Here is a 23,982-nt window from a genome sequence, read left to right as displayed (position 1 = left end):
GTCAAATAGCGACGTCGCTCGACAGCAGGGCTTCGGCCATGCCGGTCATGATTGCGCGCCTGCCGGTAAAGGGTTCGCGACCGTGGACCGCGAGCATGTTGTCGATGAACAACACATCGCCCTGCTGCCAACTGAAACGCACCAGCGAGTCGAGGTAGGCCGCTCGCAGCGCCTCCAGGACCTGCGGCTCGATGGGTTCGCCATCGCCATAAAAGGTGTTGGTGGGCAGGTCGAGGTCAGTGAAGTTGCTCTGCAGCGAATCGCGGATGTGCGGCGGCAGGGTGCTGATGTGGAAGAAGGTGGCATGGTTGAACCAGACCTCTTCACCGGTGCGCGGATGGCGTACCACGGCGGGGCCACGTTGGCGGGTGCGCAGGCGATTGTTGTCTTTCCATTCCACTTCGATGCCGACGCTGGCGCAGTAGCTTTCGACTTCGCTACGGTCTTCGGATTGGAACACGCTCTGCCACGGCAGGCCGAAACCGTCGCCGTAGTTGCGCACGTACAACACACCTTTTTCCCGGAAGCGCGCTTCGATCTCCGGGCTGATGGCGGCCTTGACCGCACGGGTCGAGCCAATTGGGGTTTCGCCACCGGTCTCGGAGGGAAGCTGGCAATAGAAGAACAGTCGCAGCGGGAAACGCGGCGAATAGGAGTGTTCGTTGTGGGGGAAAATCATCTGGTCGGCCGGGTAGTCGGTCGAGGTGTAGATGTTGCCGCCGACCCGGGTCCGGGGCGATGCACGGAACATGTATTCCAGGGCGCCAGGGGAGAGGGTGGCGATCACCTGGTCGAACTGTTCGACGGACGCCACGTTGAACCCGCGAAACAGCAGGGCACCGTATTGCAGCAGTTTTCTCTCGAGGGACTCGCGCTCGCCGGCGGCCCAGGCCACCAGATCGACGCCGCTGACCGCCGGCTCGATCACCAGCGGCAGGGCGTGGTCGGGGCTGAGCAGGCGTTCGGTGACCAGTTGCTGTTCCGAGACGTTCATGGCTTTGCGGCGCACGGCGCCAAGGGCGCGGGGCGATGGGGGCATGATAGACATAACGGCATCCGACTCGGTTAAAGGGACATTGAGCGACGTTTGGCTTGCAGCATCTGGCTGCGACCGGCCAGCGCCCGGGCCTGTTGCCGCTCGCGCTGGAAAGCCTGGTCCCAGGCATCGATGCGCTCGGCCAGGGCCGGCAGCGGTTCGTCCAGCAAGTGGCGCGTTTCTTCCAACAGGCGCGTCCACAGGTGTTGCAGGCGCAAGGCGCGGTCCTGATCGAAGTATTCGCCGCGGTACTTGAGGGTCGCGTCGAGCCCTTCGCTGCCATGCACCAGGTCGAGCACCAAGTGGAAATCTCCCGGCGCCTGTGCCACTTCCAGGGCCTGCAGGTGTGCGCCGGCAATGGCGGTCGGCGTGACTCGGGACGGCTGATAGTTGAGCTTTACCTGGAACAATGGCGAATGACCGGGCAGGCGCTGCGGCGCCAGGGCCGACACCACCAGGTCGAAAGGCAAGCCTTGGTGGGCATAGGCCAGGCGCGCCTCATCGCGAACACGCTCAAGGAAGGTCTCCAGGGTCGGTTCGCCCTGCAGGTCGCAGCGCAACGTCAGCTGGTTGACGAAGAAACCGATGACGTCGTTATGCTCCGCCAGTGGACGGCCGCTGACGTCAGTGCCCAACAGGAAGCGTTGTTGGCCGCCCAGTTGCTTGAGCACCAGTTGATAGCTGGCCAGCAACAGCATGAACAAGGTCATGCCGCGTTCGCGGGCCAGCGTCGAAAGTGGCTCGCAGAGGGCCTGGGGCACCTTGAAGTCCAGGCTGTGTTCACCCGGAAGCTGGCCACTGCCGCCCAGTTCGAGGGTCTGTGGCAGGCCGGCCAGATGCTCACGCCAGAAGCCCTGCTCGGTGGCGATCCGCTGTTCGCTCCAGTGCGCCGCTTCCCACTGGGCGAAGTCGAGGTACTGCACCGGCCATTCAGCGCTTGCCGAGCCGGCCAGTTCCGCCAGCAACATCTGCGCCGAGCGCCCGTCAAAAGCGATATGGTGCACGGTCAGCAACAGATCGTGTTCCTGGTCCGTTTGACTCAGCAACTGCGCCCGCAGCAGGGGGCCGTTGACCAGATCCACCGGCGTCGCGTGTTCGCTGGCCAGGCAGTCCCGCAGCGCTTGCTGTTCGGTCTGTCCGTGCCAGTTCAACGGCACCGGCGTGGCGGGGAGAACCTGTTGCTGCGGGCCGTCCACACCGTCGCGATAGACCGTGCGCAGCACGCTGTGACGGTTGACGAGGCTGTTCAAGCGCTCGGCCAACCCCTCGACGTCCAATGGACCTTGCAGGCGCAGGTGCAGCACCAGATTGTGGCGGGTGTCGTCCGGGTTCAACTGGCGCAGGAACCACAGCCGGCGCTGGGCGAAGGACTGGCGGGTTTCGCTGACCTCCGTACGTTCGGCAGAAGGGCTGACCGCGGTAGACGGCGCACTGAGGAACGCCAGCAGGTCTTGCGCCCATTGCGCCAGGGTTTGCTCACCGAACAGGCTCTGAGTGTCGAGATTCCAGCCCAGGTCCCTGTGCAGGCGAGCGGCAAAATCGGCGACGCCGATGGAGTCCAGGCCTTGGCCGATCAGACTCCGTTCGAAGTCTGGGATCAGGTACGGGTTCACCCCGTGCAAGGTCTGCCGGAGCCATTGCCGGCAAGCAGCCTGGGCGTCTTGCGCCGAAGCCTGCACAAGATTCTTGAGCTGGCCGAGGTCAAGGGCTTCGCCGCTGGAAACGAGCTCTCCGCCGCTCTGGGCGATGATGCTCAGCGTCCCCGCCGCGAGTTGCTTGCGCGCACCTTGGCGGGCGATCTTGCCGCTGGTGGTCATCGGGATGGTGCCGGCTTCCACCAGCACAATCTGGTCGATGCCACAGTCGGCGGCTTCGCGCACGGCGTTCTGCATCGAGGCAAACAGCGCCGGGTGGCGCGCCGGGTCGACGAATTTGCGCTGCGGCTCGGCGACGATCACCAGTTTCTCCCGGCCCAGGGCCGGGTCCATTTCCGAGAACGCGGCGATGCGCCCGGTGCGGATGCCCGGTTCGGCATCGGTGATGGCGAATTCGATGTCGTGGGGGTACAGGTTGCGCCCGTTGAGGATCAGCAGATCCTTGAGTCGCCCGCAGATCACTACTTGGCCTTCGTGCATGAAACCCAGGTCGCCGGAGCGCAGGTAATGTTCGGTCGAACCGACAATGCGTGCTTCAAAGGCTTCGCGGCTGGCCTCGGGGTTTTTCCAATAGGACTCGGCGTTGCTCGGACCCTTCAACCAGACTTCACCGATACGATCGGCGGCGCAGCGTTCATGGGTTTGCGGATCGACGATGGCGATGCTGTGCAAGGCCTGGGGGAAGCCACAGGCAACGAACTCGACCGCGGCGGCATCGGCGGCCGCCAGGGCCACGCGACCGGTTTCCAGCACTGCTTTGTCCAGGCGCAGCGTCACCGGCAAGGCATCTTCCGGGGTAGCGCTGACACACAGAGTCGCTTCGGCCTGGCCGTAACCCGGGCTGATCGCCAACGGATTGAGGCCGCAGGCGGCAAAGCGCTGGGCGAAGGTTTCCAGGGTGCCGGGGTGAATCGGCTCGGCGCCGTTGATGGCGTGTTTCCAGGCGCTCAGGTCCAACTGTGCGATCAGGTTGTCGCTGACCACCCGGTTACACAGGGCATAGGCGAAATTCGGCGCGAAACTGACGGTGCCACGGTAGCGGCTCAGCGCCTGCAGCCAGGTCGACGGCGCGTTGACGAAGGTCTGCGAAGCCATCAGGTAGCAGGGCATGCCGCTGTAGATCGGCGCCAGCAGGCCACCGATCAGGCCCATGTCGTGGTACAGCGGCAGCCAGTTGACCATGGCGCCGTGTTCATCGAAACCGTAGGCCTGGCGCATCAGCTCGACGTTGGCGATCAGGTTGCGCTGACGCACCTCGACGCCTTTGGGCGAACCGGTGGAGCCCGAGGTGTATTGCAGGAAGGCCACGGTCGAGCCGTCGATGGCCGGGCGCTGCCATTGGCTGGCCGGTGGCGTGCCCAGGTGCTGGACGGTGAGCACGTCGACACGGCCCTCCACCAGTTCCAGCAAACCTTCGCAATGATCCGCCGGGGCAAGAATCAATGCCGGCTCGGCGTCCACCACCACATTGCGCACGCGCTCGAGGTGCCGTGGTTTGCGCGACGGCGGCGGAAACAATGGCACGGCGATCATGCCGGCATACAGGCAGGCGCAGAACGCCCGGGCGTAGTCGAGGCTGCTGGGCAGCATCAACAGCACGCGATCACCCGGCGCATAGCGCGACTGCAACGCTGCCGCCAGGGACTGGGACTGCTCGTGCAATTGAGAGAAGGTCAGGGTTTCGCCGATCGTGACGCCGTCCGGCAAAAAGTGCAGGGCGGCACGTTCTGGAAAGCGCCGGGCATTGGTTTCCAGCACTTCGATCCACTGTTCGAATGAAGACATTGTGCAATTCACGCCATGGCCACGATGACTTTGCGGTCACCGGTGTAAGGATTGCGACCGTGTGCGACCAGTCGGTTATCGAGCATCAGCACGTCGCCAGGCTGCCAGGGGAAACTGATGGCGGTCTGGCGGTAGACCTCGCGCACGCGGTCGAGCATCTCGTCGGGGATGGCCGAGCCGTCGCCGAAATACACATGGCGCGGCAGGTTCTCTTCACCCACGGCGGCCAGGAGGCTGGCGCGTACGCTCGGTTCGATGGCCGACACATGGAACAAGTGAGCCTGGTTGAACCAGACCCACTCGCCGGTCTCGGGATGCTGCTGCACCGCCGCGCAACGCTGACGGGTGCGCAGGTCACCGTCGGCTTTCCATTCCCACTCGATGTCGTTGTCCTGGCAGTAGCGCTCGACCTGGGCCCGGTCTTCGGTGTTGAAGACTTTCTGCCAGGGCAGGTCCAGGGCGCCGCTGTAGTTGCGCACGTAAAGCAGTTCGCGGCTGGCGAACAGCTCGCGGATCTCGGTGGGCATGCGTTGGTAGATCAGGCGACTGTCGGCAATCGGCGTCTCGCCGCCGGTTTCACTGGCCTTGATGCAGTGGAACCAGATGCGCGAAGGCCAGGGCCGGGTATAGGCCTGCTCGTTGTGCAGGGGGATGAACTGGTGGGCCGGATATTCCGTGGAGCTGTACACCCCGGCGAAGACTTTGCTGCGCGGCGTGGAGCCGAATTCATAGCTGGCCAGCGGAGCACCGAAGCTGGCGGCGAAGCGCTTGAAATCGATAGGAGTCGCTACGTTGAAACCGCGAAACAAGACCCCGCCCACGGTGTTGAGCAGGTGGGGCAGGCTGTCGCGCAACGATGCGTCCAGATCATGAATCGACTGCCCAGGCGCCGCCTGCACCAGCACGGGCAATGAGTGCTCACCGCCGTCCATGGAAGTCATTGAAAAAGGCTCTGAACGCCTGTCCAGGTGTTCGATTGAGGTCATCCTTGCACATCCTCTTCTATCTTTTTCGACCCGTTACAAGGCCTGGAGATGGCGCGGCAGGCGCCTCTGTAGGACTCGTCTGTAGTGTTTTGGATCTAATACAGGACGACATACTAGGTACAAATGAGAGAGATTATCAATACTATTTATTTAATTTTTTTTTTGGATTAGACTCCGCTCCGCTGGCGCCAAACAGCGTTCGGCCAGCTCAAAAAAACCAAAAATATCTGTCGCAGGGGTGCGGGGCTTGAACTTCAAAAAGAATACAATTGCGTTGGCTGTGGGGTCGGCAATCGGCCTTGGCAACTGTGCATGGGCGGCCGAAGAGTCCACCGCGGTGGAGATCGCTCCGATCACTGTGACGGGTGAGAAAATCAACCGTACCCTGGAGCAGACCCAGTCCAGTGTGGTGGTGGTCACCGAAGAGAAGCTGCGTGAGCATGCCGACAAGGACCTGGTGGATGTGTTTGCGCGCACGCCGGGTGTCTATAGTCAGGCCGGCAACGAAAACTGGGGTATTCGTGGCGTGCCGGTGTCCGGCTTTGACGACCAGGGGCCGGCAGCCCTCAACGGTGCGGTCTCCGTGTATGTCGACGGTGCCGTACAGCCGAACCGTGCGTTGACCTTGAGCCCGGTTCCGCTCTGGGACGCGGAGCAGGTCGAAGTGTTCCTCGGTCCGCAATCCACCACACAAGGCCGTAACTCCCTGGCCGGTGCGGTGGTGATCGAGACGAAGAAACCGACGTTCGAGCCCAGCTTCTCGGCGCAGACCAGCATGGGGAACTATGGTGAGCATGGGGCGGCCGTCGCAGGTGGTGGCGCTATCGTCGATGACAAGATCGCCGGCCGGATTGCCGTGGACTATACCGACGGCGACGGCTACATCCGCAATACCACGCTGGATAAGGATGCCAACCCGCATCGCACCAGCAACAGCCGCGGCAAATTGCTGATCCTGCCCAATGACGACACTGACGTCCTGTTGACCTACGCCCATAGCGAACACCGCCAGGGTGACCGTTCGACAATGCGCGGCGCCGATGGAAAGCCCAGCTATTACGATATCGCGTCCAACACCGAGGCCTACGACAACCTCAAGCAGGACACCCTCAGCGCCAAGGTGGATTATCGTCTGAACGATGCCTGGTCGCTGACGAGCATGACCGCCAATACCAGCTCGGACTACAGCAACCGCCTGGACTTTGACCAGACCGCCGTGGACAACGAGGTCGTTCTGCGCAAGCAGGACGGTAACCTGTTCAGCCAGGAGCTGCGCCTGAACTACGCGTCGGACACCGTGAAGAGTTTCGTCGGTGCCTACTACGGTCACAACACCAACAAATTCCATGATCGGCTGTTGTTCGATAACGTCCTGGCTCGCACCGTCAAAGGTGATACCAAGATTGATAACCAGGCGGTCTTCGGTGAAGTCAACTGGACGTTCGTGCCGCGCTGGACATTGATCACCGGCCTGCGGTACGACCACGAAACGAATGATACCGACATCGAGGCAGACGGCCGCTTCGTTCCCGAGAAAATCAAGAAATCGTTTGACGCCGTGCTGCCGAAACTCGGCATCGACTACGAACTGGCAACGGACCAGTACCTCGGCTTCATGGTGCAGAAGGGCTATCGCGGTGGTGGCGTCAACCTGCGTTCCGGCAGCGGTCACCAGGCCTACGATCCGGAATACACCACCAACTACGAGCTGTCCTATCGCGGTTCGTTCTTCGACAAGACCCTGCGTACCCGCGCCAACCTGTACTACACCGACTGGAAAGACCAGCAGGTCAGCGTGCGGCAGCCCGGTAGTAACGTCATTGATATCTACAATGCCGGTCGCAGTGACATCAAGGGCCTTGAGGTCTTCGTCGAAAAAGACGTCACCGATCAACTGACCCTGAACTTCGGTGGCGCTATCACCGATAGCAAGTACAAGGACTTTGTCTCTGACAACGGCCAGGACAGGAGCGGCGAGTCGTTCCTTTACTCGCCTAAATACAAGGCCTCGGTGGGTGGTGTCTATCGCTTCGACGATCGCCTGATGTTCGGCACCGATATCGTCTATCAGAGTACCGCACCGTCGGAATACGAGTTCGACTCGAATGGCAAGGTCAGCGGCGAGCGCAAGAGCGATGCCTATGTACTGGTGAACTTCAACACCGAGTACAAAATCACCAAGAACGTTGCCGTGTCCGCCTACGTCAAGAATGCGTTCGACAAGGAATACATCACCAACAACCGCGACGACGACATCATCGACGTCGGCGCACCGCGCACGTTGGGCATGATCCTGCGTTACGACATGTAAGCCCAGGGGCGCGGGAAGGCAATCTTCCCGCGCCCGGCTTGCAGCGTCACGGAAGTTTGTTTTCAGGCTGTTGTTCCCTTCAAACCCAGCCTCCATGGAGGAAATCATGAACGCTTTTTCAAATGCCACGACAGGTGGCGCGCCACAGCTACGCCTGTTGCACACCGGTCTGTCGAGCCCTTACTGCCTGGATCCGACGCCGCTGCTGGAGCGCCAGCAACAACAGGAATCCAATGCCCGCAGCTACCCGCGACGCATTCCCCTGGTGCTCGAACGGGCCCATGGCATTTATGTGCAAGACAGCCGGGGGCAAGTGTTCGTCGACTGCCTGGCGGGCGCCGGCACCCTGGCCCTGGGTCACAACCACCCGGTGATCATCGAAGCCATCACCCAGGTCATGGCGGCTGGCGTACCCATGCACACCCTCGACCTCATGACCCCGGTCAAGGACGCCTTCGTCCAGGAAATCTTCGCGTGCCTGCCCAGCGAGTTCGCCCGTAACGCCCGCATCCAGTTCTGCGGACCAAGCGGCGCCGATGCGGTGGAAGCCGCGCTCAAGCTCACCCGCACCGCCACCGGCCGCCACTCGGTGCTGGCGTTCGAAGGCGCTTATCACGGGATGACCCTGGGCACGCTGGCGATCAGCGGCAACCTGTCGCCGAAAAATGCCCTCGGCGCACTGACGCCGGGGGTGCAACGCTTGCCGTACCCCCATGATTTCCGTTGCCCGTTCGGGGTGGCCGGGGAGCAGGGCGTGACGTTGAACGTGCGGTATCTGGAGCATCTGCTCAATGACCCGGAAAGTGGCGTGACCGCTCCGGCGGCCATGATCCTGGAGCCGATCCAGGGGGAGGGCGGGGTGATTGCCGCGCCGGACCGCTGGCTCCAGGAACTGCGCCGCTTGACCCAGGTCCACGGCATTCCGCTGATCGTCGACGAGATCCAGTGCGGCATCGGCCGCAGCGGCCGGATGTTCGGCTTCGAGGAGTCGGGTATCACCCCGGATGTCATCACCTTGTCCAAGGCCATCGGCGGTGGTCTGCCGCTGGCGGTGATGGTTTACAACGATTCGCTGGACACCTGGCAACCGGGCGCCCACGCCGGCACGTTCCGCGGCAATCAGTTGGCCATGGCGGCCGGCACCGCGACCTTGCGCTTCATTCGCGATGAAGGCCTGGTCAAGCATGCCGAAACGGTGGGTGCTCACCTGCGCAAACAACTCCAGGCGCTGCAAAGCGAGTTCGCCTGGATTGGCGATGTACGCGGTCGCGGCCTGATGCTGGGCATGGAAATCGTCGACCCACAGGGCACCCTCGACGTGCAGGGACATGCGCCGGCGGATACCACCCGGGCCAAGGCTTTCCAGCAGGCCTGCCTGAAGCATGGCTTGATCGTCGAACTGGGCGGGCGCCATGGCGCAACCGTGCGCTTCTTGCCACCGCTGATCATCACCGAACAGGAAATCGATTTCGTCGCACAAATCCTGTTCCAAGCGGCCAGCACGATCAACGAGCGTCCCGTTCGCTAATGGATCCCCCTTCAGGCTTGCCGACAGGGACGGCAAGCCTGTCGGGTGGGAAGAGGTCACCAGACTTTTGATACCCGTACATTCTGAAAAGGACTATTCGCATGTACAGACATTCCGCATCCACTTCTCCCGCGGCGCAAAAACAAGGCGAGACAGCGGCCACTCGACAACCGCCCGAAGACGACCGTCACAACATCCGTGAGCTGCTGCGACATTACGGCCTGCGCACCAGCCTGATCCGCCTCAAGGTCATCGATGCCCTGCTTGTTGCCGCCAGGAATGGGCGTTCCATCAACGTGCGCGGGGTGCACCGCTACCTGGGGCTGTTTGCGGCCGAGCTGTCGCTTGTCAGTGTCCGTGAGGTGCTCAGGCGCTTGTGTGACGAGGGCGTCATTCTTTTTCAGCCTGACAAGAGCTACCGTTTTACCCAAGAGGCCAGCGCAATACTGGAACAGTGCTCGAACCGCTGACCGGACCAGGTCGTTAGGGTCCTTGCGATTCTTTCTTGACGTCAATACATAATTTTGTTAGCCGGTATCAAGCCCCCGACTTATGAGTCGATAGCCCTATAAGGTCCGACTGATCGTGTCGTTTCGTCGAGGGGTGCGTCATGTTTAATACAGCGTTGAAAAGTGAACTGGTGACCAGGACAGCCGAATTGGCAACCTACAAGGGATTGGTCGGCGCCCTGGAACGGTCGATGGCCGTTGTCGAGTTCAGCCCCGATGGCAAGGTGCTTCGAGCCAATGAGAATTTTCTCAGTACGATGGGGTACCGTGCGGACCAGTTGGCCGGTCTGTCCCATCGTGATTTCTGTACCCCCAAGCTGTCAGGCAGCCCCGAGTATCGCGAATTCTGGAACCAGCTGCGTGCCGGTCAGTTCGTCTCTGGCACTTTTCAACGCGTTGGCGGACAAGGCCAGCATATCTGGCTGGAAGCCAGCTATAACCCTGTGAAGGATGAAAATGGCCGTGTAGTGAAGGTGGTCAAGTACGCACTGGATGTCACGGCCAAAGTCGCGAGCGAGGCCGAAACCCGCGGCAAGCTGGCGGCGCTCGACCGGGCCATGGCGGTGATCGAGTTTGACCTGGGCGGCAACATCCTGACCGCAAACGATAATTTCCTGCACGTCATGAACTATTCGCTGGCTGAGCTCAAAGGCAAGCATCACCGGATGTTTTGCGAGCCGGAGCTGGTCAGCCGTTCCGAGTACAGCGATTTCTGGCGCCGTCTCAACGCCGGCGAGTTTTTCAGCGGCCAGTTCAAGCGTATCGGCAAGCACGGCAAGGTGGTCTGGCTGGAGGCGAGCTACAACCCGGTCTACGACGCTGAAGGCAAGTTGAGCAAGATCGTCAAGTTCGCCACCGACATCACCGAACGGGTGGAGAAGTTCGAGGAAGATTCCCGAGGGGCGTCCCGTGCCTACCACATCTCCGCCGAGACCGAGAGAGTCGCCGAGCAGGGGGCCCAGGTGATCCACCAGACGGCCAAGGAAATGCGCGAGATTGCCGACAACATTGGTGCCTCCTCGCGTCTGGTCGGGCAGTTGGGGGCTCGTTCGGAAGAGATCACGGCAATCGTCAATACCATTCGCGGCATTGCCGAACAGACCAACCTGTTGGCCCTGAACGCCGCCATCGAGGCGGCGCGGGCCGGTGACCAGGGAAGGGGATTCGCGGTGGTGGCCGACGAGGTCAGGCAGCTGGCCGGGCGTACCAGTCGCTCGACGTCGGAGATCGCGGAAATGATCAATATGATCCTGTCTGAAACCCGCGAAGCGGTCGCCAGCATGAGCGTGACCCATGAGGGCGCGTTGCGCGGGGTCACCCTGGCCGACCAGGCCGGATCGGTCATCGTGCAGATCAGGGCCGGCACCACGGATGCCCTCGAAGCGGTGAGCATGTTTGCCTCCAAACTCGATGAATCCGAGGTCATTCCCAAGACGGCTGTCGGCTGGGTGGGTTGAAACGGGCCGGATCTCCAGGGCGAACGCGCCGCGGTCCTCAGTAGCGAATCATCACCGATTTGAGTTCGGTGTAGTCGTCGATGAAGGCGCCGCCGAACTCCCGGCCGATCCCCGAAGCCTTGCTGCCACCGAACGGCACGGCCGGGTCGAGCAGGGTGTGCATGTTCACCCAGACGGTGCCGGCTTCGATGGCCGGCACCATGCGCAGGGCCTTGCTCAAATCCTGGGTCCAGAGGCTGGCGCTCAGGCCGTAGGGGCTGTCGTTCATCAGGTCCAGCAGTTCTTCTTCGCTGTCGTAGGGGAAGAACGTCGCGATGGGGCCGAAGGTCTCTTCATGGAGCAACGTGTCGTCACGACGGTTGGCGAGGATGATGGTCGGTTCGACATAGCAGCCCGGCCCCTCGATCAGTTTGCCGCCGTGGACGATGGTGTTGTTCTGCGCCCGTGCCTTGGCGAAGAATTCGCCGAGTTTGCGTTGGTGCGGGCGGTTGCTGACCGGGCCGAACTGGGTGCCTTCGTCCAGGGGTGAGCCGATGCTGAGCTGGCCCAGGCGCTGTGCCAGCTTGTCCATGATCGGCTCGATCTGCGAGCGGTGGACGAAGAAGCGTTCCGCGGCGGCGCAGATTTGTCCCGAGTGCAGGAAACCGGCTTCGATAATCCCGTTGACCGCCACGTCCGGATCCACATCCGCCAGGAACCCCGCCGCGTTCTTGCCGCCCAGCTCCAGGGTGGCACGGGTCAGTCCGGCGCCCATGGCCGCCTGGCCCACCGCGATACCGGTCGGCACGGAGCCGGTGAACGAAACCTTGTCGGTGCCGGGGTGCTCGATCAAGCCTTTCCCCACCTGACCTCCACCGGTGAGCACGTTCAGGGCGCCCGCCGGCAGGCCGGCCTGCATGGCCAGTTCGGCGATGCGCAGGATGGTCAGCGGGGTGAATTCGCTGGGTTTGATAATGATGCTGCAACCCGTCACCAGCGCCGAGGCGAGTTTCCAGATGGCGATCATGGTGGAGAAATTCCACGGCACGATGCCCACCACCACGCCTACCGGTTCGCGCAGGGTGAACGCGGTGTAGCGTTCACCGGCGAAGGAGGGCAGCGACGGGGTGATGGTTTGGCCGCCGATCTTGGTGGCCCAGCCGGCGTAATAGCGCAGGAAGTGAGCGGCCTGGTCGACTTCGAACGCGCGGGAAATGTGAATGATCTTGCCCGACTGGCAGGTTTCGATCTGCGCCAGTTCCTCGCGGTTCTGCTCCATCAGGTCAGCCAGCTTGAGCAATACATGGCCCCGCACCGCCGGTGCCGTCCGGGACCATTCCTTGAAGCCGCGCCGGGACGATTCCACTGCCGCTTCGATGTCGGCGGCAATGGCGTCGCTGACCTGGGTGATGACTTGGCCGGTGGCGGGGTTGAGGACGTCCAGGGTCTGACCGCCTTGGCTTTCGACGTAGCGGCCGTCGATGAACAGCGCGTGACGCCGACCGAGAAAGGCCTCGACCTGAGGCAGCAGGGCAATATCGCTCATGGGAGTTTCCTGATCGCGAACAAGGGAAAGCCCGAGGTTAATCGCTGGCGGACGGCCCGGCTTGACTGTGCCTGCCGTGGCGTATGTCTGTGCCTGCCAGGGGTGAGTTGGCAGCCAGGAGCAAAACCCATTGCAGCCAGGAACAAGCCAGCTTCGCCGGTTTGCGGTCAGATCAGCGTTTCGACTTGATGGGCAAAGGGGCGGGCGATGTTTCTCCAGACCAACAGACAGAAGCTGGCGTTGAGCGCCCAAGTGCAACGGGCGCTGGCCGGTGAAACCGACGACACAGCTGTGCTCGACGTCTATCCACAACTACGGTCCTGCCTGGCCCGGCACGTTCGACAGATGGCGGAAACCACCGAGCGCTGTCGTAAGGTCGAAGAACAGTTGGACGAGCAAGTGGCGCGATGTCAGCAAGGTGAGCGTGAGCTGGAAACGGTGCACCAACAACTGACCCGGGCGGAGTTGCGCGAACGCGAACTGCAGATGCAGTTGGATGAATACCGTCAGCTGTTGCAGCAGCAACGCCAGGAGGCGCAGATCTGGGAGTTGCTGCAATCGACCCTGACCGAAGGTTGCTGGGACATCACGGTGGTCAATGGCGATCTTCAGCACCCGGCCAGCGGCATGCGTTTTTCCAGCCAGTTCCGCTCGCTGCTGGGCTACGGGCCAGACGAGCTGCCCGATGGCTGGGATGCCCAGGTGGGGATCACCCACCCGGACGACCTGCCGAAGATCATGGCGATTTTCGACCGGGAGATCCTCGACTCCCACGGCAGCGGCGAATACGTTTTCGAGTACCGCATGCGCCACAACAGCCGCGACTACATCTGGTGCCGTGAGCGCGGGCGCGCGGTACGGGATGCCCATGGGCGGCTGGTCCGGGTCATTGGCGCGGTGCGAGACATCAGCGATGAGCGCTCGGCCCAGTCCACCCACCAGCGCATGCTGGAGCAGAACCAGGTGACCTACGCCCAGATCGCCACGGTGGTGGGGGTGATCAAGGGGATTGCCGACCAGACCAACCTGCTGGCGTTGAACGCGGCGATCGAAGCCGCCAGGGCGGGTGAGGTGGGACGCGGTTTCTCTGTGGTGGCCGATGAGGTGCGCAAGCTGGCGGAGAGTACCCGCCAGGCGACGCACCAGATCCAGACGATGCTGCATCAGCACAAACAATGAGCGGGTCGGGAGCTGCCGTCCTGGCCGCTCCCGATACGTTCAGAACGGCACTGCCACCACCAGTTGGCTGTAGACGTTGGTGCCGTTGCCGCCCACCTGATTACCACCGTTGCTCTCATCCTTTTCCGGCTTGTACAGGCCCACCAGCGGCGTGACGATCAGGTGCTCGTTCAGCGCCCATTCCACATACAAGTCCAGCTCACGGCCGTCGAGGTTCAATGCCTGGCGGGTATGCAGGGTCTTGTAGTCGAAGAGCAGCGCGCCGAGGGTCACGGTTTCCGCCGGCTTGAGCTTGAGGCCGACGTGCTGGATGGCGGTATTGCTGTTGAACGGGCCGGAATAGTTGCCGGTCACCTCACCCTGGAACCAGGTCCCGTAGCCACGGCTCAGGCCGTTGAACATCGAGTCCCAGTTCTGCGAGTAGCGGCTGTAGCGATAGGTCAGGTCCGGCGTCCAGGGCAGGTCGGCGAAGGTGTAACCGGCCTCGGTGTACCAGGCTTTTTCCGGGCCGGCGTCCTTGTCCTGCCAGGCGTATTCGAAGGCGAAGTGAGCGTTTTCGAGGCCGGCGTTGCCGCTGCCGCGCAGGCTGTAGATGTCCATGCCTTCGCGCTGCTTCTGGAAGTCGCTGGCGTAGTGGTCGTCGACGTCGATGCCATGGATGTAAGTCAAGCCCAGGGTACCGGGGGCGCGGGTGTATTCCAGGGTGCCGGCGGCCATTTCGGTGTTGGCCTGGGCGCGGTTATCGGACTTGATCCACATCAGGCTGCCATGCACGCCTTCCTTGCCGCCCAGGCGCAGTACGGCGGTCTTGTCGAAGGCGTGACGGGCCGCCAGGTAATAGGCGCCGCCGCGATTGAACTCGCCATCCGCCGGACCTTTGCCCAGGTTCAAACCGTCGTCGTTGATGATGAAGCCGTCACCCAGGGTGATCACCTGGCGACCATAGGACAGGTCGACGCCGTCCTTGCCCAGCACCGGAAACAGTTCCCCCGAACGCCAGCCGGCGAAGGCTTCATCGAATTTGGTAGTGCGTTCGGAACCGTCGCTCAGGCCGGCCGGATCGCCATCGCCCCAAGTGCCGGAGCTGACCAGATTGGCCGTGCCGTAGACACTGCCGCTACCTGCGAGTGTCTGCTCGATACTCAGGCCATACTTGATGAAACCTTCCCGCCAACTCGAACCGCCGGCGGTGCCATCGTAGTTCTTGCGGCTATTGAACATCCCGTAGACCGCCAGGAAGTTGCCGGTGACAGTGGTGTCTTCGTCGGTATAAAGCTCATAGGCCTGGGCCGAAGGTTCGGCGACCAGCAAGGCGATGCCCAGGCCGATGGCGTGGCGCAGCGGTGGTGTGTGGCGTGTGTGCTCCATGGTGTTTCCCCCGTGTGGTTGGATGGCAGAGCACGCATTAAGGAGAGCAGGGGGCAGGGAAGTCTTTCACCTGGCTGCCAGGGAATTGACCCAGCCCGCCAGGTGGCGGACGCTGGCAGGCAGCAACAAAACCGGCGGCAGACATGGGCAAGACGCCCGGGACGGGGCGGCGCAAAGTGAGGCTGCACGCAACGCCGTTTCGATCAGGGACTGGCTGGGGGGCTTGAATGCCGGCTCCTGGACGGCTGTGGCATTCCTACTAAAAATCCGCTTTTCGAGGATCTGCACCATGTCGATCAATGACCGGCTCACCGCCCATCTGAACCGGGGCACGGTGGGCTTTCCCACCGCCCTGGCCAGCACCATCGGCCTGATCATGGCCAGCCCGGTGATTCTCACCGCGACCATGGGTTTCGGTATTGGCGGCAGCGCGTTTGCCGTGGCTATGCTGATCGCCGTGGTGATGATGCTGGCCCAGGCGACCACGTTCGCCGAGGCCGCGTCGATCCTGCCCACCACCGGTTCGGTCTATGACTACATCAACTGTGGCATGGGGCGCTTCTTTGCGATCACCGGCACGCTGTCGGCCTACCTGATCGTGCATGTATTCGCCGGCACCGCCGAGACCATTCTTTCCGGAGTCATGGCTCTGGTGAACTTCGAACACCTGAACACCCTGGCCGAGTCCGCGGGGGGCTCCTGGCTGCTTGGGGTCGGCTTCGTCATCGTCTTCGGGATCCTCAACGCCTTCGGTGTCAGCGCGTTCGGCAGGGCCGAAATCATCCTGACCTTCGGCATGTGGACCACGTTGATGGTGTTCGGCGTGCTGGGCCTGATCGCCGCGCCTGCGGTGCAACTGGAGGGCTGGTTCGGCGTGTCGCTGGTGGGCACTGACCTGATCACCATCTTGTCGCTGGTGGGCATGGCGATGTTCATGTTTGTCGGTTGCGAGTTCGTGACGCCGTTGGCGCCGGACTTGCGCAACTCGGCCAAGGTCATGCCCAGGGCGATGATCCTGGGCTTGTTGAGTGTCGCCTCGTGCATGTTCATCTACGGCGCGGCGATGAAGCGCCAGGTGGAAAATGTGCTGCTGGATGCCGCCAGCGGTGTGCATCTGCTGGACACGCCCATGGCGATTCCGCGCTTCGCCGAACAGGTCATGGGCGATATTGGCCCGCTGTGGCTGGGGATCGGCTTTCTGTTTGCCGGTGCGGCGACCATCAACACCCTGATGGCCGGCGTGCCTCGGATCCTTTACGGAATGGCGGTGGATGGCGCCCTGCCGAAGGTCTTTACCTACCTGCACCCGCGCTTCAAGACGCCGCTGCTGTGCATCCTGGTGGCGGCGCTGATTCCTTGCCTGCACGCGCTGTGGCTCGGCGGCAACACCGACAACATCATGCACCTGGTGCTGGCGGCGGTGTGTGCCTGGAGTTTCGCCTACCTGCTGGTGACCGTGTCGGTGATCAGCCTGCGGATCCGTCGTCCCGACCTGCCACGGGCCTATCGCTCGCCGTGGTTCCCGTTGCCACAGATCCTGTCCAGCGTCGGCATCGTGTTGGGCATGTGGTTCATCACGCCACCGGGCATGAACCCGGCGGACATCTACATCCCGTTCGCGGTGATGCTCGGCGGCACCGCAGCCTATGCGTTGTTCTGGACCCTGGTGGTGCAGAAGGTCAATCCATTCACGCCGGCGTCGGTGGAAGACGTGCTGGCCAAGGAGTTTTCCCATGAGCCAGGGCAACCTGTCGACGCGTTTGACGAGCGTGCTGCAAAAACTGTCTGAGCTGTTCAGCACCAGGCGTGCCCCGGCCGGTTATCGGCCTGGGGTGACCCTGGAGCATCTGCGGCGCAACCTCGGGCTGGCGCGATTCGAGCTGTCGGGGCCGGTGACGGCGACGCTGGTCAGCGACGATGGTAGCCTCCATCTGGAGGTTGTCGAACGCACCGAATCGCAGCTGCTGATGCACCTGGTGATGACCGAGTTCGTGCTGCGCGTGCCGGCGTCGATAGAGGGCACGGCCCGCCTGGAACTGCACCATGGCGGGGCCATTCGCCGCAATGGCATTCGCTGCCGGCAGCGGGGCGGGGACACGGCGTTGGCGGCCCGGCTACAGGCGGCCCTGGAGCAGGATCCTGCGCTGTATCAGGCGCTCATGCCGCTGGACTTCAAGCGCTTGCGCATCGAGCTGCAAGGGCGTCAGTGGTGCGTATGCCTGGAGCACATGGGCGGCAGCGAGGTGGTCAACCGCATGCCGGCCTTTCGTCGTTACATTCCTATCGGACGCGAGCAGCGCATGGCGTTGCTGACGGTCTTGAGCGGCTTGCAACGGGTCTTGAGGAACCTTTGATTCTGTTGTGATGCCCTGGCATCAATCCTGCTACTGCTCTGGCGATCAGGTACTTGTTGCGTGCATATAGATAACATGTTAACTATTGCCGTACAAAAACAATAAGCCACTGCGGAGAGCGCCATGAGCATGCAACAGGTTGGGCAAGACGGGCTGGAATCCTGGAACCGGGATCTGCGCGCCACTTGCGGTCACTTCGAGACGGAGCTGGCGTTTAATCGTGCGTTGTTTATCGGCCAGGTATCGAATTTCTGCCGTGGCGGCCTATCCCTTTCCAACCTGCGCACCAACGCCGGCTCCATCAAGCGGCATTCACCCAATCCGGATCACGACGATGATCAGGATTGCTTGCTGGTCAGCCAGCGCAGTGGCCATTGCCGTATCACCCAGAACGGCCTGAGCATCCAGTTGGCCCCCGGTGAGCTGCTGTTGATGGACTCGGCCGGCTCGCTTGAGATCAGCCCGTTCGGCTTGATCGAGCACGCCGTGCTGTCCTTGTCTCGCCAGGATGTGTCGAGGCAACTGGGCGCAGAGACCAAGACCTTCGGCAAGGTCTCTTCGAGCAAAGCCTGTGGACGGATGTTGCATGTGCTGATGGACCAGTTGTGCAAGGACACCCCGGACGGCGAGGGCGTGGCGGGCGAGGGGGAAGCCCTGCAGAATGCCTTTGTCTCGCTGCTGGGGTCGGCGCTGGAACACACCACCGATGCCCGCGATGACGCTGCGTCGCTGCAGGGCAGCCATCTGCGCAGCTATGTGCAGAAGGTCATCGACGAATCCTTGACCCAGCCCGGCCTGAGCCCGGTCGGGTTGGCCAATCGCCTGAACATCTCGGTGCGGCATCTGTACCGTTTGTTCGAAGAGCAGGATGACAGCGTCTGCCGCTACATCCAGCGGGCACGGCTCAAGCGCAGTGCCGATGACCTGAGCAACCCGTTCCTGCGGGACGAATCCATTACCTCGATCGCCTACAAATGGGGCTTCACCGACTCGGCCCACTTCAGCCGTTCGTTCAAGAAGCAGTTCGAGCAGTCGCCCAAGGATTTTCGCTCCAGCCACCTGCAGCAGGCGTTGGGGATGGTTTGAGCCGGGATGGTTGTTGACCGAACTACCGCCATCGCGAGCAGGCTCGCTCCCACAGGGGGAGTTGTGGTGTACGCGATTGCTATGAATGCCTCGAGCAAATGTGGGAGCGAGCCTGCTCGCGATGGCGGCGGATCTGTCACCACCACCGCAAGCCGACCCCGCTTCAAACCTCTGGCAAGGTCGAGCCGCCGTCGACCACCAGGGTCTGGCCAGTCACATAGCTGGCCAGGTCCGACGCCAGGAACAGCATGGCTCCGGCAATGTCGGCCGGTTTGCCCAGACGCCCCAGGGGAACCCGTCGGGCGATGTCCTGGTTGAGGTCATCGTCACCGAGGTTGGCCATGGCCGGTGTCGCAATCATGCCGGGTTCAACGCCGTTGACCCGGACATTCTCAGCCGCCAGCTCCAGTGCCGCGTTGCGAATGAAACCATTGACCCCGGCCTTGGACGCGGCGTAATGGCTGAGCCCCGGATACGCCACCCGTGGGCCGGTGACCGATGAAGTCACCAGCACGCAGCCCTGGCCCTGGCGCCGGAACAGCGGCAGCGCCGCCTGGGTCAGCCAGAACAGCGCCGACAGGTTCACCGCCAGCGTCCGTTCCAGTACTGCCGGCGTAATCTGCTCGAAAGCCGTCAGCGGAAAGTACCCGGCGTTGTGCACCAACACATCCAGGCGGCCCAGGCGCTGCTCCAGCCCGGCCATCATGGCAGCAATCGCCGTGGCGTCGGCCAGATCAACGCCGACGGCTTCCACTTCGCAGCCCTCGGCGGTCAGTTCATCGGCGAGCGCTTCGGCCCGCGCCAGGCCCAGGTCGGCGATCACCACGCGGGCCCCGCGCCAGGCGAAGGCTTCGACAATGGCCCGGCCAATGCCTTGGGCGCCGCCCGTCACCAACACCGTTTTACCGCTGAAATCCAGATCATCCGGCATGGGGTGTCTCCATTCGGCTGAAGGCCAGTGTCGGCACGTCGACGATGCTGGAACCACCATCGGCCACCAGCGCCGCGCCGGTGATGATCGACGCGTCCAGGGAAGCCAGGAAGCGACAGACATGGGCGATTTCCTCGGCGCTGGCTGGCCGACGCAATGGCACGTCGGCGCAGACCCGGTCATAGGCCTGTTGCAGCGTTTCGCCATGGAACTGCATCAGCATCTGCATTTCCTCATCGGCCATCGGTGTGCGGACCCAGCCTGGGCAGACGGCGTTGACCCGCACGCCCTTGGGGCCGTAATCCCGCGCCAGGGAGCGGTTCAGGCCCAGCAGCGCGTGCTTGGCGGTGGTGTAGCCGCAAACCTCCGGTCCCGCCGCCAATGACGCAATGGAGGCCACCAGCACAATGCTGCCGGCGCTTTCCTGAAGCAGCGGCAAGCAAGCCCGTGCGCTGTAGAACGCGCTGTCGAGGTTGCTGCGCATGGCCGCGTCCCAGGCCTGCGGGCTGGTCTCGGTGGCGCTGCCCTGACCCATGCCACCGGCACAGGCCAGCAACACATCGAGGCGGCCGAAGCGCTGGCGAATCTGTGCGACGAAACCGTCCCAGGTCGCCGGGCAAGCCGCATCGCCCACCAGCACCAGACCGCCGATCTCCGCGGCCAGTTGCTCCAGGGGCTCGCGGCGTCGGCCAATCAACACCAGATTGGCGCCTTCGGCGGCCTGCAACCGGGCACAGGCAGCGCCGATGCCGGTGCCTGCGCCGGTAATCACCACGGTGCGTGATTCAGGCATCGGGATACTCCGTGCGGTTGAGGACCTGGCAATAGGAACTGACCGGGAAGTTGGAGAACTCATCGAAGGACGCGCCGGCGTAGCCGAAGATCTTGCCGTCGCTGCGATGCTGTTGCAGGTCGATCAGCACTAGGCCGAGGGTCGGGATGATCTTTTCCCGCCAGACGAACAGGTACAACTCATCGGCGACCTTGTAGGTGTCGCAACGATCGGTGTCGCACAGGCCTTGCTCCACGCCTTTGAGGCATTGCCAAGCATAGAACCGGTCGTTGAGGTAGATGTGTTCGTAGACTTCACTCGGGCTATAGCGATACAGGTTGCGCAGGCCCACCAGTTCAGTGCTCGGGGCATGCGGGCAGAGGCCTGGCTGCCAAGGGCGATCAAGGCTGCCGTGGAAGAACTCGACGCCTACCGAAGTCAGCGGCTGACCCGCCAACGCACGCCCGTAGAGCCCTTCGCGGGTTTGCGCCTGCTCGGGCATGCGGCCGATCACGGCGGTGAACGCCGCGTTGGCGGTGTCGAGCACCAGGCTGACCGACAGGGTCTGCGCGCCTTCGCCCTTGAGGAAGTCCACCAGGTACAACCCGGGGCGCACCGACGTGGCCCGATACGCCGCCGTGCCGCTGGAGTGTCCGTCGGCCGCGTGCCAGGACAACCTGTCCTGCTCGAATCGATGCTCAATCTGCCAACCATTGGCGAAATTCAGGGTGAAGGTCTTGCCGCTCAGGTCCGCCAGGTTTGGCAGGATGAAGGCTTCTGGGGCAAAGCCATCGGCCAGGGCGCCGACGGTGATCCAGTCTGTAGATGTGCTCATTGCAAGGCTCCGGTTGGATGAAGTGTCCACCCGGATCATGGGCGCCTGCGCAACCGCGGACTATCAACCGAATGGTTGAGCCGCGTCAGAGAAACAACGTACTGACCAACTCGGTGCGGCTGCTCACGCCGACCTTGCGGAACAGGTTGATCAGGTGAGTCTTGATGGTCGGCAAGCCCACATCCAGCTCCCGGGCCAGGTGTTTGTTGCTGACACCTTGGCGCAGCAGCAAGGCGATCTGGCGCTCCTTGGGCGTCAGGTTGCTCAAGGCATCCCCGTGGGCGGGCAGGTGGGCGACGGCCAGTTGCAGCAGGGCCTGCAAAGCGTTGAGTTGGGTCAACTGCTGGCGGGTGAAGACGCCTTGTTCGGCGGTGCGCAGCAGCGAGATGGCGGCGTGCGGCTGACCTTCCCGACGGGCGAAGACTTCCACCACATCGACGATGCCGTGGCGCTGCAGGAAGCTGCGGTAGCGTTGGTTGTCCCGTACCGGTTGGCGAGTCATCGCCAGGCCCAGTGGCACCACCGTCTGCTCGCTGGACACGCAGTTGCGCGGTTGCAGCGGATCGAACTGGCGGTAATTGTCCAGGTAATCGCGGTGCATTTCGCCGCTCATGCCCTGCAGGCTGAAATCATGGGCCTGCAAGTGCCGGTCGACGCAGTAGAAGGCCGCCCGGCTGGCGGGAATCAGCTGGGTGAACGCTTGCAGACAGTGACCGGCGATGTCCTGGGTGGCGATCAGGTTCATGGGCGTAACCTTCGTCATACGGGCCGCCGGTGATTCCGGCGGCCCTGTTCCGGTCAGGCTACCGCGAAGTAGTGCTTGACGAAACTCTCGCTGACCACTTCCCACAGCACCGGCGTGCCCTTGGTCACGAACCAGCTGTCGCCGGCCTTGTAGCGGGTGCTCTGGCCGGTGGCTTCGTCGGTGAGCACCACTTCGCCGGTGACCACGGTGGCTTGTTCGGCGAAGGGATACACCATCCGGAACTTGCCCTGGGTGGTGCCGAAGTAAGCGCTGCTGATGGCGTCGGTCGGGGCACCGAAGGTCATCTTGCCGAAGGCTTTGACTTCGCCTTCGAGAATTTGCGAACCCAGGTCGGCAACGGTGCCCCAGGCGTCGAGTTCGGACAGCTGGATGTCTTTTTTAACGGTGGTAAGGGACATGGCAGTGACTCCTGATGATTGAGGAAAAAAAAGCGGTGTGGCTGTCAGCGACGCCCATTCCAGTAACCCGACAACTGATGCCAGGACTTGCCGGCGGTCAGCAGCAGCGGGCGGATGGCGTCTTTGCCGATGATGGTCGGGCGCTTGATGGAGCTGACCAGGTCGTAGCGCGCCGAGCCTTCGCTCATGCCTTCGGCCAGCACCTTGCAGATGATGTGGCTCGGCGTGACACCAAAGCCGGAATAACCCTGGACGAAAAAAGCGTTGCGGCGGCCGGGCAGGGTGCCGATCTGCGGGAACAGGTTCGGGCTGCACGCCATCGGACCGCCCCAGGCCAGGTCGATTTTCACGTCCTTGAGGTACGGGAAGATCTTCAGCATCAGGTGCCGGTTCCAGGCCTTGAGGTCCTGGGGAATGTGTTCCACCAGCGGCGTGGCGGCACCGAACAGCAAGCGGTTTTCATTGGTGACGCGGTAGTAGTCGATCACCGGGCGAATGTCGCTGTAGGCACCGCGGATCGGGCTGATGCGCTGGATCAGTTCGTCCGACAACGGCTCGGTCATCATCTGGAAGGCGTAGGTGTTGATGGTCGAACGATGCAGCTCCGGCTCCAGCTTGTTGAGGAAACTGTCGCAGGCCCACAGCAGCTTGCTGGCCTTGACCGAGCCGCGTCCGGTGCGCACGGTGATGCGCTCGCCATAGCTGACTTCCAGGGCCGGGCTGTTTTCGAAGATCCGCACGCCATGGCCGGCCAGGGCCTTGGCTTCGCCCAGCAGCAGGTTCAGCGAATGCACGTGGCCGCCACCCATGTGCAGCAAGGCGCTGCCGTAGGCTTTGGAGCCGATGATCTGCTGAACGTCGGAACCGCCGAGGAAGCGGATCTCATGCTTGCTGTTGATCGACTTGAAGTCTTTTTCCCAGGCCCGCAGGGTTTTCTCCTGGCGAGCGTTGAAGCCCATGTAGCCATAGCCATGGCAGAAGTCGGCATCGATGGCGTATTTGGCGATGCGGTCCTTGATGATATCCGCGCCCAGGTCGCTGATCTCGAAGACCTGGCGCAGGCCGTCTTCGCCCACGTCCTTCTTGATCTTTTCCAGGTCATGCCCGATCCCGGCCATGATCTGCCCGCCGTTGCGCCCGGTACCGCCGAAGCCCAGGTAACGCGCTTCGAGCACCACGATATTGGTGATGCCTTTTTCTGCGAGCTCCAGCGCGGTGTTGATGCCGGAGAAGCCACCGCCAATCACCACGACATCGGCTTCCACGTCTTGCTCCAGGGTGGGGAAGCTGAGGTTGTACTTCTTGGTAGCGGTGTAATAGGTGGGCGTTTCGATATTGATCATGACGCAACCTGACAAAGTGAAAGGAAACTCCGTGCAGAGCGCTGCACGCGATGGCTCTATTAAGGGCCCGGAACGGGGCGCTTGTCTTGATCATCCGTGCCGCGGGACTTGATCGAGCGCGCCATCGCTCGGTTCTGCCACCATGAAAAGTACAATCT

The 23,982-nt window shown here is 62.6% G+C and carries 19 protein-coding genes and 1 pseudogene; 9 read left to right on the top strand and 11 right to left on the bottom strand.

Translation table 11 applies throughout. The features are described from left to right. Position 1: 1 nt before the first annotated feature. Genes CGA22_RS26320 through CGA22_RS26310 form a run of 3 tightly spaced genes read right to left on the bottom strand, consistent with a single transcriptional unit; the run spans position 2 to position 5,462 of the window. Positions 2-1,048, bottom strand: a complete 1,047-nt coding sequence (locus CGA22_RS26320) for a TauD/TfdA family dioxygenase (RefSeq protein ID WP_041022845.1) — start codon at positions 1,046-1,048, stop codon at positions 2-4. Between the two features lie 17 nt (positions 1,049-1,065). Beyond that, entirely contained in the window at positions 1,066-4,476 is a 3,411-nt protein-coding gene (locus tag CGA22_RS26315) for a condensation domain-containing protein (RefSeq protein ID WP_188258753.1), read from the bottom strand. An 8-nt stretch (positions 4,477-4,484) separates the two neighbouring features. Continuing rightward, positions 4,485-5,462, bottom strand: a complete 978-nt coding sequence (locus CGA22_RS26310; RefSeq protein WP_052435140.1) for a TauD/TfdA family dioxygenase — start codon at positions 5,460-5,462, stop codon at positions 4,485-4,487. 247 nt (positions 5,463-5,709) lie between these two features. On the opposite strand from CGA22_RS26310, the gene CGA22_RS26305 reads away from it, so the two are divergent. The 5 genes and pseudogenes from CGA22_RS26305 (at position 5,710) to CGA22_RS27620 (ending at position 11,267) form a co-directional block, all read left to right on the top strand. Beyond that, positions 5,710-7,773 carry a TonB-dependent receptor gene (locus CGA22_RS26305; RefSeq protein WP_041022847.1) on the top strand — a complete coding sequence of 688 codons (2,064 nt, stop codon included), beginning with the start codon at positions 5,710-5,712 and terminating at the stop codon, positions 7,771-7,773. Positions 7,774-7,879: 106 nt separating this feature from the next. After that, complete coding sequence (locus CGA22_RS26300; protein ID WP_084213771.1) at positions 7,880-9,301, top strand: diaminobutyrate--2-oxoglutarate transaminase; 1,422 nt, start codon at positions 7,880-7,882, stop codon at positions 9,299-9,301. A gap of 101 nt (positions 9,302-9,402) precedes the next feature. Beyond that, the gene (locus CGA22_RS26295; protein WP_041022848.1) at positions 9,403-9,771 is read left to right on the top strand and encodes a hypothetical protein; all 369 of its coding nucleotides are present in this window, start codon (positions 9,403-9,405) and stop codon (positions 9,769-9,771) included. A 140-nt stretch (positions 9,772-9,911) separates the two neighbouring features. Next, positions 9,912-10,679: pseudogene (locus CGA22_RS27625) on the top strand (PAS domain-containing protein); the annotation flags it as partial. Positions 10,680-10,682: 3 nt separating this feature from the next. Continuing rightward, positions 10,683-11,267 (top strand): methyl-accepting chemotaxis protein, encoded by a 585-nt coding sequence (locus CGA22_RS27620; RefSeq protein ID WP_411157124.1) that lies wholly within the window; start codon positions 10,683-10,685, stop codon positions 11,265-11,267. 37 nt (positions 11,268-11,304) lie between these two features. Here the strand turns inward: CGA22_RS27620 and CGA22_RS26285 are convergent, their stop codons facing one another. Then, positions 11,305-12,792 (bottom strand): aldehyde dehydrogenase family protein, encoded by a 1,488-nt coding sequence (locus CGA22_RS26285; RefSeq protein ID WP_041022850.1) that lies wholly within the window; start codon positions 12,790-12,792, stop codon positions 11,305-11,307. A gap of 207 nt (positions 12,793-12,999) precedes the next feature. Between CGA22_RS26285 and CGA22_RS27340 the strand changes: the two genes are divergently transcribed. Continuing rightward, the gene (locus CGA22_RS27340) at positions 13,000-13,971 is read left to right on the top strand and encodes a methyl-accepting chemotaxis protein (protein WP_041022851.1); all 972 of its coding nucleotides are present in this window, start codon (positions 13,000-13,002) and stop codon (positions 13,969-13,971) included. Positions 13,972-14,010: 39 nt separating this feature from the next. Here CGA22_RS27340 and CGA22_RS26275 read toward each other — a convergent pair whose 3' ends face one another. Then, positions 14,011-15,339: a hypothetical protein gene (locus tag CGA22_RS26275; RefSeq protein WP_041022852.1), complete on the bottom strand. Its 1,329-nt coding sequence runs from the start codon at positions 15,337-15,339 to the stop codon at positions 14,011-14,013. 289 nt (positions 15,340-15,628) lie between these two features. Here CGA22_RS26275 and CGA22_RS26270 point away from each other — a divergent pair, with 289 nt between their 5' ends. The 3 genes from CGA22_RS26270 (at position 15,629) to feaR (ending at position 18,779) form a co-directional block, all read left to right on the top strand. Next, positions 15,629-17,128: an APC family permease gene (locus CGA22_RS26270; RefSeq protein WP_041022853.1), complete on the top strand. Its 1,500-nt coding sequence runs from the start codon at positions 15,629-15,631 to the stop codon at positions 17,126-17,128. Then, the gene (locus CGA22_RS26265) at positions 17,073-17,693 is read left to right on the top strand and encodes a DUF3156 family protein (RefSeq protein WP_052435141.1); all 621 of its coding nucleotides are present in this window, start codon (positions 17,073-17,075) and stop codon (positions 17,691-17,693) included. Before CGA22_RS26270 ends, CGA22_RS26265 begins: the two co-directional genes overlap by 56 nt. Positions 17,694-17,816: 123 nt before the next feature. Then, positions 17,817-18,779, top strand: coding sequence for a transcriptional regulator FeaR (gene feaR, locus CGA22_RS26260; RefSeq protein WP_041022854.1), 963 nt, complete (start codon positions 17,817-17,819; stop codon positions 18,777-18,779). Positions 18,780-18,942: 163 nt separating this feature from the next. Here the strand turns inward: feaR and CGA22_RS26255 are convergent, their stop codons facing one another. The 6 genes from CGA22_RS26255 to CGA22_RS26230 all read right to left on the bottom strand — a co-directional run bounded on the left by CGA22_RS26255 (position 18,943) and on the right by CGA22_RS26230 (position 23,824). Further along, complete coding sequence (locus tag CGA22_RS26255) at positions 18,943-19,710, bottom strand: SDR family oxidoreductase (RefSeq protein ID WP_041023518.1); 768 nt, start codon at positions 19,708-19,710, stop codon at positions 18,943-18,945. Next, a complete protein-coding gene (locus CGA22_RS26250) occupies positions 19,700-20,503 on the bottom strand; it encodes an SDR family NAD(P)-dependent oxidoreductase (RefSeq protein ID WP_188258752.1) in 804 nt (267 codons plus the stop codon). The genes CGA22_RS26255 and CGA22_RS26250 overlap by 11 nt, the downstream gene beginning before the upstream one ends. Then, a complete protein-coding gene (locus CGA22_RS26245) occupies positions 20,496-21,317 on the bottom strand; it encodes a molybdenum cofactor biosynthesis F family protein (RefSeq protein ID WP_041020121.1) in 822 nt (273 codons plus the stop codon). The genes CGA22_RS26250 and CGA22_RS26245 overlap by 8 nt, the downstream gene beginning before the upstream one ends. An 85-nt stretch (positions 21,318-21,402) precedes the next feature. After that, positions 21,403-22,062, bottom strand: coding sequence for a helix-turn-helix transcriptional regulator (locus CGA22_RS26240; protein ID WP_041020122.1), 660 nt, complete (start codon positions 22,060-22,062; stop codon positions 21,403-21,405). Positions 22,063-22,115: 53 nt separating this feature from the next. Beyond that, positions 22,116-22,481 carry a cupin domain-containing protein gene (locus CGA22_RS26235; protein WP_041020123.1) on the bottom strand — a complete coding sequence of 122 codons (366 nt, stop codon included), beginning with the start codon at positions 22,479-22,481 and terminating at the stop codon, positions 22,116-22,118. Between the two features lie 44 nt (positions 22,482-22,525). Further along, positions 22,526-23,824, bottom strand: a complete 1,299-nt coding sequence (locus tag CGA22_RS26230) for an NAD(P)/FAD-dependent oxidoreductase (protein ID WP_024779817.1) — start codon at positions 23,822-23,824, stop codon at positions 22,526-22,528. Positions 23,825-23,982 lie beyond the last annotated feature (158 nt).

Source organism: Pseudomonas sp. PSB18, assembly GCF_014596565.1.
Lineage (GTDB): Bacteria > Pseudomonadota > Gammaproteobacteria > Pseudomonadales > Pseudomonadaceae > Aquipseudomonas.
This window is presented reverse-complemented; position numbering and strand designations above follow the sequence as displayed.